The sequence below is a fragment of the Aeromonas sp. 600724 genome (assembly GCF_049175135.1).
Taxonomy (GTDB): Bacteria; Pseudomonadota; Gammaproteobacteria; order Enterobacterales; family Aeromonadaceae; genus Aeromonas; species Aeromonas veronii_A.
Window position 1 is genome coordinate 152556 of sequence record NZ_JAAKUM010000010.1, and the last position, 15240, is coordinate 167795.

General features: G+C 60.6%; 13 protein-coding genes. 7 read left to right on the plus strand and 6 right to left on the minus strand.

Features of this window, described 5'->3' with window-relative positions; all coding sequences use genetic code 11:
- Positions 1-52: 52 nt before the first annotated feature.
- Positions 53-1324, plus strand: coding sequence for an aromatic amino acid transport family protein (locus G5168_RS11470; RefSeq protein ID WP_421206145.1), 1272 nt, complete (start codon positions 53-55; stop codon positions 1322-1324).
- Between the two features lie 72 nt (positions 1325-1396).
- Here the strand turns inward: G5168_RS11470 and G5168_RS11475 are convergent, their stop codons facing one another.
- The 3 genes from G5168_RS11475 to metJ all read right to left on the minus strand — a co-directional run bounded on the left by G5168_RS11475 (position 1397) and on the right by metJ (position 2907).
- The gene (locus G5168_RS11475; protein WP_227341471.1) at positions 1397-1735 is read right to left on the minus strand and encodes a tRNA-binding protein; all 339 of its coding nucleotides are present in this window, start codon (positions 1733-1735) and stop codon (positions 1397-1399) included.
- 72 nt (positions 1736-1807) lie between these two features.
- Positions 1808-2542 (minus strand): AraC family transcriptional regulator, encoded by a 735-nt coding sequence (locus G5168_RS11480; protein WP_227341472.1) that lies wholly within the window; start codon positions 2540-2542, stop codon positions 1808-1810.
- Between the two features lie 41 nt (positions 2543-2583).
- Entirely contained in the window at positions 2584-2907 is a 324-nt protein-coding gene (gene metJ, locus G5168_RS11485; protein ID WP_005340251.1) for a met regulon transcriptional regulator MetJ, read from the minus strand.
- Between the two features lie 220 nt (positions 2908-3127).
- On the opposite strand from metJ, the gene metB reads away from it, so the two are divergent.
- Together metB and G5168_RS11495 are read left to right on the plus strand one after the other, a co-directional pair.
- Positions 3128-4300, plus strand: coding sequence for a cystathionine gamma-synthase (metB, locus tag G5168_RS11490; RefSeq protein WP_219295514.1), 1173 nt, complete (start codon positions 3128-3130; stop codon positions 4298-4300).
- Entirely contained in the window at positions 4300-6756 is a 2457-nt protein-coding gene (locus tag G5168_RS11495; protein ID WP_421230948.1) for a bifunctional aspartate kinase/homoserine dehydrogenase II, read from the plus strand. Before metB ends, G5168_RS11495 begins: the two co-directional genes overlap by 1 nt.
- Before the next feature lie 91 nt (positions 6757-6847).
- Here the strand turns inward: G5168_RS11495 and G5168_RS11500 are convergent, their stop codons facing one another.
- Both G5168_RS11500 and G5168_RS11505 read right to left on the minus strand, forming a co-directional pair.
- Positions 6848-8113, minus strand: coding sequence for an inorganic phosphate transporter (locus G5168_RS11500; protein ID WP_005343043.1), 1266 nt, complete (start codon positions 8111-8113; stop codon positions 6848-6850).
- A gap of 25 nt (positions 8114-8138) precedes the next feature.
- Complete coding sequence (locus G5168_RS11505) at positions 8139-8819, minus strand: TIGR00153 family protein (RefSeq protein WP_005340244.1); 681 nt, start codon at positions 8817-8819, stop codon at positions 8139-8141.
- A gap of 169 nt (positions 8820-8988) precedes the next feature.
- On the opposite strand from G5168_RS11505, the gene G5168_RS11510 reads away from it, so the two are divergent.
- Positions 8989-9957, plus strand: a complete 969-nt coding sequence (locus G5168_RS11510) for an inorganic triphosphatase (RefSeq protein WP_421230947.1) — start codon at positions 8989-8991, stop codon at positions 9955-9957.
- A gap of 78 nt (positions 9958-10035) precedes the next feature.
- Here G5168_RS11510 and dapA read toward each other — a convergent pair whose 3' ends face one another.
- Positions 10036-10908, minus strand: coding sequence for a 4-hydroxy-tetrahydrodipicolinate synthase (dapA, locus tag G5168_RS11515; protein ID WP_421230946.1), 873 nt, complete (start codon positions 10906-10908; stop codon positions 10036-10038).
- A gap of 280 nt (positions 10909-11188) precedes the next feature.
- On the opposite strand from dapA, the gene rsmC reads away from it, so the two are divergent.
- From rsmC to glgA, 3 genes are all read left to right on the plus strand, one after another.
- The gene (rsmC, locus tag G5168_RS11520) at positions 11189-12217 is read left to right on the plus strand and encodes a 16S rRNA (guanine(1207)-N(2))-methyltransferase RsmC (protein ID WP_421230945.1); all 1029 of its coding nucleotides are present in this window, start codon (positions 11189-11191) and stop codon (positions 12215-12217) included.
- Between the two features lie 151 nt (positions 12218-12368).
- Complete coding sequence (gene glgC / locus G5168_RS11525; protein ID WP_421230944.1) at positions 12369-13586, plus strand: glucose-1-phosphate adenylyltransferase; 1218 nt, start codon at positions 12369-12371, stop codon at positions 13584-13586.
- Positions 13576-15036 (plus strand): glycogen synthase GlgA, encoded by a 1461-nt coding sequence (gene glgA, locus G5168_RS11530; RefSeq protein WP_005343039.1) that lies wholly within the window; start codon positions 13576-13578, stop codon positions 15034-15036. The genes glgC and glgA overlap by 11 nt, the downstream gene beginning before the upstream one ends.
- The last annotated feature ends 204 nt before the right edge of the window (positions 15037-15240 follow it).

A 15240-nucleotide genomic window follows, 5' to 3' on the forward strand; every position in this document is an offset into this window, starting at 1 on the left:
CGATAAACCACAATTAACTCAGATTAAAACACTGACAAAAAGTGAATTAGTAATGAGTTTATCTGTAGAGGCTACCAAGGAGCTATCCGGTTCCTGCTCCACCACAGCCAGCATCACCCGCTGGCGCCGTCACGACACCCACTGGGTTATCAGCCTGTTTGGCACCGCCGTTGGCGCCGGTATCCTGTTCCTGCCCATCAATCTGGGTCTGGGCGGCATCTGGCCTCTCGTCATCGTCGCGGTACTGGCAGGCCCCATGACCTTCCTCGCCCACCGCGGGCTGGCGCGCTTCGTGCTCTCCTCGTCACGCCCCCACGCCGACTTCACCGAAGTGGCGGAGGAGCACTTCGGCAAGATGGCCGGTCGCCTCATCTCGGCGCTCTACTTCCTCTCCATCTTCCCGATCCTGCTCATCTACGGGGTCGGACTGACCAACACGGTGGAGAGCTTTATGGTCAACCAGCTCGGCATGGCGACCCCGGATCGGGTGATGCTCTCCGGCGTGCTGGTATTCGCCATGATCGCCGTGATGCTGGCGGGTGAGAAAGCGATGCTGCGCGCCTTCGCCTTTATGGTCTATCCGCTGGCGGCCATTCTGGCGGCCCTCTCCTGCTACCTGATCCCTCAGTGGCAGTGGCCGGAAGTGACCGCGTTTGAAGGAGTCAGCTTCCTCAACACCGTCTGGCTGGCGCTGCCGGTCACCGTGTTCGCCTTCAGCCACGCCGCCGCCATCTCCGGCTTTGCCAACGTGCAGCGCCGTGAATATGGCGAGCAGGCGGAAGCCAAGAGCGGCCTGATCCTGCGCAACACCACAGTGATGCTGGTGGGCTTCGTGCTGTTCTTCGTCTTCTCCTGCGTGCTGAGCCTCTCGCCAGCCCAGCTGGCTGAAGCCAAGGCCCAAAACGTCTCTGTGCTCTCCTATCTCGCCAACATCACTGACAACCCGGTGATTGTGACTCTGGGGCCGCTCATCGCCTTTATCGCCATCAGCTCCTCCTTCCTCGGCCACTTCCTCGGTGCCCGTGAAAGCCTGAAAAGCCTGATCGCCAAGCCTACCGGCCTGCCGTTGGCCAAGGCAGACAAACTGGGTATCGCCCTGATGTTCTTCGCCATCTGGGGTGCCGCAGTCATCAACCCGGGCATTCTGGGGCTGATGGAGACCCTCTCCGGCCCGGTTATCGCCATGATCCTGTTCATCATGCCGGTGATTGCCATCTACAAGGTGGAGGCGCTGGCCCGCTTCCGTCACGGCTGGACCAACTGCTTTATCCTGCTGACCGGGTCGCTGGCGGTATCGGCGCTGATCTTCAGCCTGTTGAAGTAACGACTCGCAGCAGAAAACAAAAAAGAGAGGCGACCCCGGGGTCGCCTCTCTTGTCTCTGTTCGGGCGTGAACTCAGCCCAGCTTGGCGCCGTTCTCCACCGCCCGCTCGGGAATGGCCATCACCACGGCGCCATCCGGCCGGTAGAAACCGGTCAGCAGAAACTCCGACTGAAACGGGCCAATCTGTTTGGTCGGGAAGTTGACTACGGCGATGATCTGGCGGCCCACCAGCTGCTCTGGCTGGTAGAGGGCGGTGATCTGGGCACTGCTCTTGCGAACCCCCAGTTCAGGGCCAAAATCCGCCCACACCTTGTAGGCCGGTTTACGCGCCTCGGGGAACGGCTCGACCCGCACCAGGGTGCCCACCCGGAGCTCCACCACCTCGAAATCCTGCCAGCTAATCGTCTCCATTTCTGCTCCTGTTTATCGTGCACCTTGCATGACCCGCAGCATGGCCCAAAGAGAGCATCTCGTCTTCGGCGATCAGCCGTTTCGTTGCGGCAGGCGGCCGTTTTGCTGGCGCCAGAGGGACGGAGTGAGCCCGGTCTCACTCAGGAAGCGCTCGCCGAAAGCCCCCTGATTCTGGTAACCGCAGCGGCTGGCAATCTCCCCAACGGGCAGTTGCGTACCGGCAAGCAGGGTACGCGCCAGCGCCATGCGTCGACTGCGAATGTAGTGGGAGACGCTTACCCCCAGCTGCTGGCGAAAGGCGAGCTTGAACTGGCTCTGGCCAAGGCAGGCGATGGTGGCGAGTTGCTGATTGGTCAGCGGGGCGGCGAGGTTGGCATCGATATGGCGCTGCACCTTGAGGATGCGAGCGGCAAGGCGTGGAATGGCTGCTCTCTGCATCCCCTGCCCTTCCGCCAGCAGGGAGAGCCACACCTGCGCCATGCCCGCCACCTGCCGCCCTTCGGCCACCATGCGGTGCAGAAAAGCGAGGTAGTGGCGCTGGGGCTCATCCAGCTCGATAAAGGGGCAGGCCGCCAGATCCCCGGGTAGCCAGTCGCTCTCCTGCACCAGAAACGAAAGCGCGGGATCGGCGGCGTAGTCGTGCCGCTCGCCGGGAGCGATGATGCAGGCAGAACCGGGGGCAAGTCTGCGCCCCCGGCCCTGCACCTCGATCTCGAGGGGGCCGTCGAGGGGGATCACCAGCTGGGCAAAGTCGTGGCTATGGCTGCAGACGTGGTGGTGATAGTGGCGCAGGCTGAAGCGGGACATGGCAGATAGCAATGACGCGGCCAGGGCCGCGTCATTGGGGGTTATTCCTTGTCGAAATCTTCGATCTCTTTGCCCAGCGCTTCCATGATGGCACGCGCTTCGGCAGGGACGCTGTCTGGTTGATCCTTGCGCAAATCTTCGTCGCAAGGGAGCGGCTGGCCGGTGAAAGCGTGCAGGAAGGCTTCACAGAGCAGCTCGCTGTTGGTCGCATGACGCAGGTTATTCACCTGACGGCGGGTGCGCTCATCGGTCAACACTTTCAACACCTTGAGCGGGATCGAGACGGTAATCTTCTTGACCTGTTCGCTCTTCTTACCGTGTTCCGCGTAGGGGCTGACGTAGTCGCCGTTCCACTCTGTTCCCATGACTCACCTGTTCTCATTTAGCCGTGAGCGCGGATTTTAACCCTTAAGGAAATTAATGGCAATCCAACAGCAAAGCCATTTAGACGTCTGGAAGTGTTGACGGCTTTTTTAAGCTGGCGTAGTGTGGTTCATCATGATGCCAGCATTGGCACGATTGCGTGTGGCAAAAGCAGCGTGGCAGGAAGAGCGGCCACCGTCCAGAGAGATCAAGGAGAGAAACATGACCCACAAGGCCACCCTGGCGGTTCGCACCGGGATTGAGACAGACCAGCAACACGGTGCAGTGGTGCCGCCTATCTACCTCTCCAGCAACTACACCTTTGCCGACTTTGGCGAACCCCGTCAATACGATTATGCCCGTTCCGGCAACCCGACCCGCACCAATCTGGCGGACGCGCTGGCGGCACTGGAAGGGGGCGCTGGCGCCGTGGTCACCGGCACCGGCATGGGTGCTATCCATCTGGTCACCACCGCCCTGCTCAAGGCTGGGGATCTGCTGATTGCCCCTCACGACTGCTACGGCGGTACCTGGCGCCTGTTCGAGTATCTGGCGACCAAGGGCCACTACCGGGTGCAGTTTGTCGATCAGGGGGATGAGGCCGCACTGGCCGCCGCTCTGGCCCAGAAGCCTGCGCTGGTATGGGTCGAGACCCCTTCCAACCCGTTGCTGCGGGTGGTGGATATCAGCGCCATTGCCAGCGCAGCTCATGAGGTGGGTGCACAGGTAGTGGTGGACAACACCTTCCTCTCCCCCCTGCTGCAACAGCCGCTGGCACTTGGTGCCGATGTGGTGGTGCACTCCACCACCAAGTACATCAACGGTCACTCAGACGTGGTGGGGGGGGGGGCGATTGCCAAGGAGGCCGCACTGGCCGAGTCGCTGGTGTGGTGGGCCAACTGTCTGGGGCTCACCTCCGGGGCGTTCGACTCCTACCTCACCCTGCGCGGTCTGCGCACTCTGGCCCCCAGATTGCGCACCCATCAGGAGAATACCGACCGCATCCTCGCCTTCCTGCAACAGCAGCCGCTGGTGAAACGCATCTATCACCCCAGCCTGCCGAGCCATCCGGGCCACGATATTGCGCGCCGTCAACAGTCCGGCTTCGGCGCCATGCTAAGTTTTGAACTCGATTGCAGCGAGGCGGGCATTCGCGCCTTCCTTGCGGCCCTCACCCTCTTCTCGGTAGCCGAGTCCCTCGGCGGGGTGGAGAGTCTGGTGGCCCATCCGGCCAGCATGACCCACAGGGCCATGACCCCGGCGGCGCAGCAGGCAGCTGGCATAAGCGCCCAGCTGCTGCGTCTGTCGGTCGGTATTGAACACGGTGAAGATCTGGTGGCCGATCTGGCACAGGCTTTTGCACAGGCGCAGCAGGCAGAACAGGTAGCGAAGTAATGGAACAGCAGCAACAAGGAGAGATCGCGGTGGCAACAGAAGCAGGCTTGAAGCGACGTCACGTCCACAAATTCGGTGGCAGCAGTCTGGCGGATCCGGTCTGTTATCGCCGGGTCGCCAGCATCGTTGAACAACAGGTGGGTGGGGATGAACTGATCGTGGTCTCTGCCGCCGGCAAGACCACCAACCGGCTGATCCAGCTGGTGGAGCTGGCCGAAGCGGGGGATGAAGCAGCTGGTGAAGCCATCTCCGCCCTCCACGCCTATCAACAGGGGCTGATCGACGGCCTGCTGGAAGGCGAGCTGCAGCTCGACCTGAGCAAGCAGCTGGCCGACGACATGCAGCTCATCGCCAAGACGCTTGAGGGGCAGTTTGACCGCTTCGCCCGCAACGGCCTGCTCGCCTTTGGCGAGGTGTGGTCGGCGCGCCTGCTGGCTGCCCTGCTCACCAGCCGCGGCGACAAGGCCATCTGGCTCGATGCCCGCAGCTTCCTGCGCGCCGAGGATGGCGCTCTGGTCAAGGTGGATACCGCCCTCTCCAGCGAACTGCTCAAGGCGCGACTGGCGGAGCATGCCGGTCGCATCGTGGTAACCGGCTTTATCGCCGCCGACATGGAGGGGCGCTCCCTGCTGCTCGGTCGCAATGGATCCGACTACAGCGCCAGCCTGTTGGCGCTGCTGGCGGACGGCGAATCCACCACCATCTGGAGCGATGTGGCCGGGGTCTATAGCGCCGACCCGCGCCGGGTGAAAGAAGCGCGTCTGCTGGAGCGCCTGAGCCTCGCCGAAGCCAACGAGCTGGCCCGCCTTGGCTCCTCGGTGCTGCACTCGCGCACCCTGCAACCGGTGGCCGACAGCCGCCAGCGCCTCACTTTGCGCTGCAGCTACAACCCGGACGAGGGCTGCACCCATATCCTGCGCCGCGCCCCCCGCTCCGGTGGCGCCCGCATCGTCTCCTCGGTGGATCAGATCGCCCTCATCGAGCTGAAGGTGCTGCCGCAAACCAACTACGAGCAGACGGTGGCCACCATCGAGGCCCATCTGGCTCGTCACCGTCTCAACCCGCTCACCCTGCAGCGCCAGCCGGATCGCCGGATCCTGCGCCTCGCCTACACCCTCGAGGTGGCACAGGGCGCCTTCGAGCTGCTGCGCGACTTCCAGCTTCAGGGGAGCTTCACCGGCCTCATCCAGAAAGAGGGGTACAGTCTGGTGGCGCTGGTCGGTGCCGGTGTCACAGACAACGCGGAGCAGTGTCACCGCTTCTATCAGCTGCTGGCAGATCAACCGCTGGAGTTCGTACAGGTGGCCCGAGATGGCCTGAGTCTGGTGGCCGTGCTGCGTCAGGTAGTGCTGGAGCCGCTGCTCATCGCCCTGCACAGCGCCCTGTTCAGCCGCCCGACCCGGGTCGGACTGGTGGTGTTCGGCAAGGGCAATATCGGCGGCCACTGGCTCAGCCTCTACGCCCGTGAAAAGGCACGACTGGAACATGAGCTCAATCTGGCGCTCACCCTCTACGGGGTGTTCAGCTCGGAAGGGGGCCTGCTCGATGAAGAGGGGCTCAACCCCCTCAAGGTACAGGACAACTTCGCCCCCAAAGCACTGATCTGGCCCGAACTGCTGGCCCAGCTGGAGCAGCACGGCTTCGATGCGCTGATTGCGCTGGACATGACTGCCAGTGAAACGGTGAGCCGCTACTACCCCGACTTCGCCCAGCTTGGCATTCACATCATCGCCGCCAACAAGTTTGCCGGTGCCGCCGACAGCGAGTTCTACCAGCGCATCAAGCAGACCTGCCGCGACCATCAGGTACAGTGGCGCTACAACGCCACCGTGGGTGCCGGGCTGCCAATCCAGTCCAGCATCCAGATGCTGCGCCAGAGCGGCGACCGCATTCAAGGGGTCTCCGGCATCTTCTCCGGCACCCTCTCCTGGCTGTTCCAGCAGTATGACGGCACCCGCCCCTTCTCCGAGCTGGTGGACGAGGCGTGGCAGCACGGCCTGACCGAACCGGATCCCCGCGAAGATCTCTCCGGTCAGGATGTGCGTCGCAAGCTGCTTATTCTGGCGCGGGAGGCGGGCTTCGAGCTCGACTCCGCCGATATCGAGCTGGAGAATCTGGTGCCCGTTACGCTGCGCAAGGTGACCACCGATCAGTTTATGGACAGACTGAAAGAGCTGGATGGCCCGATCCAGACCGCCTTCGAAGGGGCCAAGCGCCTCGGCAAGGTGCTGCGCTACGTGGCCCGCTTCGAGCATGACGGCAAGGCGCGGGTCGGACTGGAGGCGCTGGAGCCCCACCACCCGTTTGCGAACCTCTTGCCGTGCGACAACATCTTCGCCATCGAGAGCGACAGCTACCGCACCAACCCGCTGGTGATCCAGGGGCCGGGGGCGGGTCGGGAAGTGACCGCCGCCGCTATCCAGTACGATCTGTGGCAGATCTGCGCCAGCCTCTAGGCAGATTGCAAAGGGAGCAGCACCTCTCTCCCGCGCACAATAAAAAAAGCCCGAGTCGATGACTCGGGCTTTTTGCTGAATGTCGCTTCGATTAGGAGAAGCAGGCCTGCAGCACGTAGAAGATCGCGATAGCCAGAATGGCACCAGCAGGCAGGGTGATGATCCAGGAGACCACGATGTTGCGCAGAACACCCAGATTCAACGCCGCAATACCGCGCGCCAGGCCAACCCCCATCACAGCACCGACCAAGGTCTGGGTGGTGGAGATGGGCAGACCGGTACCGGAGGCAATCACTACGGTCGCGGCAGTCGCCAGCTGGGCAGCAAAACCACGGCTCGGGGTCAGGTGAGTGATGCCGGTACCGACCGTCGCCATCACCTTCTCGCCCATGGTCGCCAGACCGATCACGATACCGATACCGCCCAGCGGCAGGATCCACCAGGCAATGGCTGCCTGACTGGAAATCTCGCCACCGGAAGCCACGATAGAGGCCACCGCAGAGAGCGGGCCAATGGCGTTGGCCACGTCGTTGGAACCGTGGGCAAAGGCCATGGCACAGGCAGTGATCACCATCAGGATGCCGAACACCTTCTCCACGTTGGCGAAGTGCATCTTGCTGTCATCCTGCGGGTTGTACTTCTGGCCGCGAATGTAGATCCAGCCGGCAAACGCCACTGCGATGGAGATGGCGATGGAAAGCAGAATGCCCTCGCCATCGCTCAGGTGCAGACCGACGTGGGTCAGCCCCTTCTTGATGGTCACCAGACAGATAACCAGCGCAGTCAGGAACATGTAGAACGGCACATAGCGCTTGGCGTTGTTCAGGGGATCATCAGTGTTGAAGATAAGCTTCTGCACGCTGATGAACATGAAGTAGGCGATGACACCTGAGATGGCCGGGGTGATGACCCAGGAGCCGACGATGCCGCCAAACTTGCTCCACTGCACCGCTTCCGGGCCAATGCTCACCACAGCGAAACCGACGATGGCGCCGATGATTGAGTGAGTGGTGGAGACGGGCCAGCCGAAGTAGGAGGCGAGGATCAACCAGGCGCCTGCCGCCAGCAGGGAGGCGATCATGCCGAGTACCAGCAGGTCCGGGCTGTCGACAAACGCATTGCTGTCGATGATGCCGTTACGGATGGTGGCCGTCACTTCGCCACCGGCCAGATAGGCACCGGCAAATTCGAAGATCATGGCAATGATGATCGCCTGACGAATGGTCAGGGATTTGGTGCCGACCGATGTGCCCATGGCGTTGGCTACGTCATTCGCGCCAATGCCCCAAGCCATCAAAAAGCCGAACAAGGCCGCCACGAGCACCAGAGTGGTGCCGTAATTCGCGATAATGTCCATTAGTAGTGTTTACCCAGTCAGTCGATTACGAACGAGCCAGCATCAGTTCCAGACGGGCGCCTACGCGCTCGGCCTGATCTGCCAGGTCACCTACCCATTCGAGGATCTTGTAAAGGAACATCACATCGATCGGATTGTAATTGTGCTCAACCGCTTGCAGCTGTTGGCGCAGTCCGATCTGCATGGTGTCTGTATCGTCCTCGATCAGATCCAGCTGGTGGATCATCTCGGCAACCATTTCCACTTCCCGTCCTTTGAAGCCGGTCTCGAGCAGCTCGTCGAGCTCCCCGATCGCTTTCTCGGCCTGAGCGGTCGCATCAATACAACGTTTGAGGTAAGCCATGAAATCCGTCCGCATTTCGGCGGGGAACTCCATGCGACGGCCAAGCATGCGGCCGGAGATATCCTTGGCACGGTTGGCAATCTTGTCTTGCTGGGTCAACAGCTCCAGCAGGTCGGTACGTGCAACCGGCAGGAACAGGCCGCGAGGCAGTTTCAGACGGATTTCACGCTTGAGGGTATCTGCCTCTTTTTCCAGTTGGGCGATCTGCTGCCGGATCTTCTCGGCATCTTCCCAACGGTCTTCGGCAACGGCGTCAAAGAAGGGAACCAACTGCTGGGAGCACTGGTGAACCTTGACGATATGCTTCTGCAGCGGCTTGATGGGGGACTTGGCAAAAAGCCCCAAAATAGTATTTACTGGCATGGTCAAACCTGTGTCGGTGAAAAAACACTCGATACGATTTTATGAGGCGCGCATGGTAACCGAACTGCGCCCTCAATTAAACCGCGAATTAATCTAGTCGTCTCGCGGGCATTATATCCCCGCGACCCGAATCCTGCCCCCCAAAGTTGCCTGCCAGCCCGGAATGACTATGCAAACTGAGATCGAGATAAAGTTTTTTGTCGCCCGCGACATTCAAGCCGAGTTATCCAACCTGCTGAATTCTCTTGAGATTAAAGAATCATCACAACAGCAGCTCGGCAACGTCTATTTCGACACGCCGACCCTTGCCCTGCGTCGTCTGGACATGGGGCTGCGCATTCGCCGCTGCGATGCCTTCGCCGAGCAGACCATCAAATGCCGTGGCCAGGTGGTGGGCGGCCTGCATGCCAGACCCGAGTACAACGCTCCCGTGAGCGGCGATCTGCCGACCCTCTCGGCCTTTCCCGATGAGATTTGGCCGACCCTGACCGAGCGCGACCACATTCAGCAGCAGCTGGTCGCCCAGTTTCGCACCGACTTCCTGCGCCGCCACTGGCTGATCGCCTTCGAGGGGGCCGAGATTGAGCTGGCCTGGGATCAGGGAGAGATAGTCGGCAGTCAGGGCAGCACCACCATCAACGAGCTGGAACTGGAGCTCAAATCCGGTGCCACCGTGGCGCTGTTTGCACTGGCCCAACGCCTCGCCAGGAGCGGCGGGCTGCGCCTTGGCGCCCAATCCAAGGCCCAGCGCGGCTATCGACTGGCTGGTCTTGGCAAACCGCTGGCCCTGCAGGCGCTGGTCGAACATGAAGGTATGGATGGCATAACGGGGGTAAGCGAGGGGCTGCGCCACTGGCAGCATCACGAGCAGCTCAGGCTGGAGCATCCTCAGGATAAAGGCATTCAACAGCAGGCACTCGCAGCCCTGTGCCAGGGGATCGATCTGGTCGCCCGCAGTGCGGCCGCGCTGCCACAACCCGCACCTTGGCTGCCAGCTCTGACCAGCCTGCACGCCCATCTGCAAGCCCAATCGGACGAGCAAAACGAGTGGCCTGCCGAACTGGCCGATCTCTTCCTCTATCCGGCGTATGTCGAGTTGCAGCTGGCCATCGCCGCCTGGCTGCATCACGCAGCCTGAGTGGGGCGATGTCGTAAATAAAGGCCAGAAACAAAAGCCAAAAACAAAACGGGTGAGCCTTGGCTCACCCGTTTTGCATTACAGCAGGTTGAGCTGCTGCATGGCGCTGCGAATGCGCTCGCGGGTCGCTTCCGACAGCGGCATCACCGGCAGGCGGCACTCCTCGCTGCAGAATCCGAGCAGAGAAGCGGCATATTTGGCACCAGCCGGGCTCGGCTCGGCAAACATCGCCTGATGGAGCGGAATCAGCCGGTCTTGCAGCTTACGCGCTTCTTGCCACTTGCCCGCCAGCGTGAGGTTCTGCACCTCGGCTACCAGCTTGGGCGCCACGTTAGCGGTCACCGAGATACAACCCTGACCACCGCCGATGTTGTAGGCAACAGCGGTGGCATCCTCACCGGAGAGCCAGGCAAAGGGCTTTTTGATCAGCTGACGCTCGATCCAGGGGCGCGCCAGATCGCCAGTCGCGTCTTTCACCCCGGCAATCCGTGGCAGCTCGGCCAGACGGGCCAGAGTGGCGGGCTGCACGTCAACGATGGCGCGCGGCGGAATGTTGTAGACGATGATGGGTTTGCTGGTTGCGTCGTGCACTGCCTTGAAGTGGTGGTAGAGCCCCTCCTGGTTGGGGCGGTTGTAGTAACCGGCCACATGCAGGGTGGCATCTGCACCGACCCGCTCGGCATACTGGGTATATTCGATCGCCTCGACCGGATTGTTGGAGCCCGCTCCGGCAATCACCGGAATACGGCCAGCGACCTGTTTGACCACCAGCTCCACCACCCGGCAGTGCTCGTCGTGGGTCAGGGTCGGGCTCTCACCCGTGGTACCGACCGGCACAATGCCGTGAGTACCCTGCTCGATATGCCACTCCACCAGACGCAGCAGCGCCTCTTCATCCAGCTTTCCCTGTCGAAACGGGGTGATCAACGCAACGATTGAACCTTGAAACATGGGATCTCCTTCTCCTAAATGACGCGCATATGGCAATAAAAAACCCCGGTACGATGTGCGCAACCGGGGTTTGAAGCTTCTCAGGGATGAGAGGTTACGCGCGAACGTCGGCAGGCCCGAATTTCAGGCTTTTTTTGTGCTTTCGTTTCAACCCGTTGAACCGCATTTCGTCATCTCTGGTCAAAAAATGGTGTCTGGGCATATTTCGGGAACACGGCATAAATGTCAAGGTGAAAGGGGCTATGTATAATGGCCGCCCAAAATTGCGTGGAGAGACCCGATGAGCAGCCCAATCAGTGCCGTCAGCCAGATGCTGGAACGAAACCAAGCCCTCTTTGTCGGCAAGCGGCTACTTGTCTGCGGCGCACTGGAGGATGACTACCCCCGCCAGCTGGCGAGCCTGGCCCAGACCCTGACCGTCTTTACCACCGATTACTGCTACTACCGCAGCCAGCAGGCCGCCCTCGGCGAGGCTATCCTGTTCGACCACCAGCTCGGTGGCGCCCCCCGCTTCGATGCCCTGTTGCTGCTGATGCCCAAGGCCAAGGCCGAGGCACAATATCTGCTGGCCATGATGACCCCCTTGCTGGAAGCGGGTGCCGACCTGTTCCTCGCCGGTGAAAACCGCGGCGGCATCAATGGCGCCGACAAGCTGCTGGCCCCCTATGGTGAAAAGCCGATCAAGCGCGATTCCGCCCGCCGCTGCTCCCTCTATCACGGTGAGCTGAGCAAACCGGTCGCCCCGTTCGATCTGGATAGCTGGTTTGGCCGCTACCAGTGCAAGGCGGGTGATACCGAGCTGACCGTGCTTGCACTGCCCGGCGTCTTCAGCGCCGCCGAGCTGGACCTCGGCACCCAGATGCTGCTGGCCGCCGTGCCTCCGATGAAGGGCGAGCTGCTCGATTTCGGTTGTGGCGCCGGAGTGATTGGGTCTGTGCTGGCCAAGCGCAATCCGGATCTACAGGTCAACATGGTCGATATCAGCGCGCTGGCGCTCGAATCGAGCCGCCGCACCCTGGCGATCAACGGTCTGAAGGGCAAAGTCACCGCTTCCGATGTCTATTCGGATCTCTCCACCCGTTTCCAGCACATCGTCTCCAACCCGCCATTCCATGCGGGTCTCAAAACCTTCTATGCGGCAACCGAGCAGTTCCTGGCCAAGGCGCCGGAATTTTTGCTGCCAAATGGTTCGCTGACCATTGTTGCCAACGCCTTCTTGCGCTACCAGCCTATACTGGAGACACACTTCAAACGGACTGAAGTGATCAGCAGTGATGCCAAATTCAAGGTCTATCTGAGCAAAATGTAAATAAGTGTAAGCAGCACAATAAAACAGCTAGAGAGCGCCATCCGGCATCTGATAAGGTATTAAGCACACGATAAAAACCACCCCTTTAGGGGTGTTTTTATACCGAACATTGAAAACCTTTTCATGTTGTTAATTCAGGGAGAGAAATACGATGGCAGGCATTTTGACCATGATCCTGGCTGGTGGCGAAGGTACTCGCCTGCAGCCTCTGACCACCACCCGCAGCAAGCCTTCCGTCCCCTTCGGTGGCAGCTACCGGCTGATCGACTTTGTCCTCAACAACTTCGTCAACGCCGACTTTCTGCGCATCTATGTACTGACCCAATTCAAATCTCAGTCCCTCTACCTGCACATGAAGAAGGGGTGGAATATCGTCGGCATCACCGACCGCTTTATCGACCCTATCCCGGCCCAGATGCGGATGGGCAAACGCTGGTATGACGGCACCGCCGATGCTATCTACCAGAACCTCGGTTTTATCGAGCGAGCCGAACCGGATCACGTCTGCATCTTCGGCTCCGACCACATCTACAAGATGGATGTGAGCCAGATGGTCACCTTCCACAAGCAGAAGAACGCCGCCATGACGGTCGCGGCACTTCGCATGCCCATCGAAGAGGCGAGTGCCTTCGGGGTGATCGAGGTGGATACCGAAGGGCGGATGATCGGCTTTCAGGAAAAGCCGAAGCAGCCCAAGCACATTCCCGGCGATCCGACCCAGGCGCTGGTCTCCATGGGCAACTACATCTTCGAGACCGATGCTCTCTGCCGCGAACTGAAGCGGGATGCCGCCGAGGAGAGCTCCAGCCACGATTTTGGCAAGGATGTGATCCCGAGCCTCTACCCGCGTGCCCCCGTCTATGTCTACGACTACAGCACCAACGTCATCCCCGGCGAGAAACCGCACGTCTACTGGCGGGATGTGGGCACCCTCGACTCTTATTGGCAAGCGCACATGGACCTGGTGGCCGACAATCCCCCCTTCTCCCTCTATAACCGCAAGTGGCCCCTGCACACCCACTATCCGGCGCTGCCACCGGCCACCTTCATCGACAGCGACGAGTGCAAGGTGAAGATCGCCAACTCGCTGATCTCCGCCGGTTGCTTCATTCAGGGCAGCCAGATCCAGCGCTCCATCCTCGGTTTCCGCTGCAATATTGGCCCCTGCAGCCACATCAGTGAGTCGGTGTTACTGGGGGATATCAAGATTGGTGAGGGGTGCTCCATCCGGCGCGCGATCATAGATAAAAACGTTGAAATTGCGCCCGGCACCGTTATCGGTGAAAATCTCGACCACGATAGAGAGCGATTTACCGTATCCGAAGGCGGTATCGTGGTGGTACCTAAGGGAGCAAGAGTTGGCTATTAACCCACTGAAAATCCTGTTTGTTGCCTCGGAGGTTGAGGGGCTGGTCAAGACCGGGGGCCTGGCCGATGTCGCCAGAGCCCTGCCGATGTACCTGGCCCAGAAGGGGCATGATGTCAGGATCATGCTCCCCTTCTACAAGACGATAAAGCGACGGGATGAGGCCAGACTGGTCGCTTCTCGCTGGTTGCCAACCCACCCCGGGCTGCCGGATATCGGTTATCGCATCTACCAGATGGAGCTGGATGGCGTCTGCGTCTATCTGCTCGATTGCCCGCAATATTTCGATCGTCCCCAGCTCTACGCCGAGAACAATCAGGCCTATCCGGATAATGGCGAGCGCTTTGCCTTCTTCTCTGCCGCGGCCCTCCATGCCTGCGAGCAGCTCGGCTTTGCCCCGGATATCGCCCACTGCAATGACTGGCACACCGGCCTGCTGCCACTGCTGCTGAAAACCCGTCACGCCCACAACCCCTTCTTCCAGCAGACTCGCAGCGTGATCAGCATTCACAATGCGGCGTTTCAGGGAGTATTCGGGCGGGAGCAGTTCTGGGCCATGCCCGAGATCGCCGACTACGAACGCCGCATCAACTACGACTACGGCCACGTCAATCTGCTCAAATGCGGGGTGCTCTACGCCGACAAGATCAATGCGGTCAGTCCCAACTATGCCCAGGAGCTGTTGACTCACCTCGGCGCCCACGGCATGGCGCATATCTTCCAGCAGCGGGCGGCAGATCTCTGCGGCATCCTCAACGGCTGCGACTACAAGGACTGGGATCCTGAGTTCGACGAATTCCTGCCTGCGACCTACAGCATCGACAACATGGCTGGCAAACAGATCTGCAAAGAGAGCCTGCAGCAGGAGGCGGGGCTGGCCGTGGCGGACTTGCCCATCTACGGCATGGTTTGCCGCCTGACCGAGCAGAAGGGCGTTCCCCTGCTGCTCCCTGCGCTGGAGAAATTCCTCCACCATCAGGTACAAGTGGTGATCGTCGGCTCTGGCGATCCTGCGCTCGCCACGCAACTGCAAACCATGGCCCGGGATTATCCGGGCAAGCTCGCCTTCATCAACACCTATGACGATCGGCTGGCTCATCTGGTCGAAGCCGGTGCCGACTTCTTCCTGATGCCCTCTCTGTTCGAGCCTTGCGGCCTCAACCAGATGTACAGTCTCGCCTATGGCACCCTGCCACTAGTGCGCGCCGTGGGTGGTCTGAAAGATACCGTGGTGGATTGGGATGCCGATCCCGAGCATGCCACCGGCTTCTGCTTTAACGATCCGACTGCCGCCATCCTGCTCGATACCATGCGCCGCAGCCTGCTCTATTTCCTGCAGGACAAGGAGCGTTTTGCCAAGGTGCAGCGCAATGCCATGAGCACCCGTTTCAACTGGCCTGACTCGGTCACCCAGTATGAACGGATGTATCAGAGCGCATTGGGCCGTTACTGAATGCCAAACGTCAGCTAATTGCTGAAGTTTTGTACCCTTGGCTTCACTTTGAGCGTCAACAGCGAAAAAAGTCCCCTTTGGCTGTTGACGCTCCCCCAAAACTCTATAGAATCCCCCTCCGCAGTGATGCGAAGGTGGCGGAATTGGTAGACGCGCTAGCTTCAGGTGTTAGTGTCCCACGGATGTGAGGGTTCGAGTCCCTCT

Coding starts and splice junctions, on each gene's coding strand:
- G5168_RS11470 (WP_421206145.1), top strand. CDS start 53: ATGAGTTTATCTGTAGAGGCTACCAAGGAGCTATCCGGTTCCTGCTCC.
- G5168_RS11475 (WP_227341471.1), bottom strand. CDS start 1,735: ATGGAGACGATTAGCTGGCAGGATTTCGAGGTGGTGGAGCTCCGGGTG.
- G5168_RS11480 (WP_227341472.1), bottom strand. CDS start 2,542: ATGTCCCGCTTCAGCCTGCGCCACTATCACCACCACGTCTGCAGCCAT.
- metJ (WP_005340251.1), bottom strand. CDS start 2,907: ATGGGAACAGAGTGGAACGGCGACTACGTCAGCCCCTACGCGGAACAC.
- metB (WP_219295514.1), top strand. CDS start 3,128: ATGACCCACAAGGCCACCCTGGCGGTTCGCACCGGGATTGAGACAGAC.
- G5168_RS11495 (WP_421230948.1), top strand. CDS start 4,300: ATGGAACAGCAGCAACAAGGAGAGATCGCGGTGGCAACAGAAGCAGGC.
- G5168_RS11500 (WP_005343043.1), bottom strand. CDS start 8,113: ATGGACATTATCGCGAATTACGGCACCACTCTGGTGCTCGTGGCGGCC.
- G5168_RS11505 (WP_005340244.1), bottom strand. CDS start 8,819: ATGCCAGTAAATACTATTTTGGGGCTTTTTGCCAAGTCCCCCATCAAG.
- G5168_RS11510 (WP_421230947.1), top strand. CDS start 8,989: ATGCAAACTGAGATCGAGATAAAGTTTTTTGTCGCCCGCGACATTCAA.
- dapA (WP_421230946.1), bottom strand. CDS start 10,908: ATGTTTCAAGGTTCAATCGTTGCGTTGATCACCCCGTTTCGACAGGGA.
- rsmC (WP_421230945.1), top strand. CDS start 11,189: ATGAGCAGCCCAATCAGTGCCGTCAGCCAGATGCTGGAACGAAACCAA.
- glgC (WP_421230944.1), top strand. CDS start 12,369: ATGGCAGGCATTTTGACCATGATCCTGGCTGGTGGCGAAGGTACTCGC.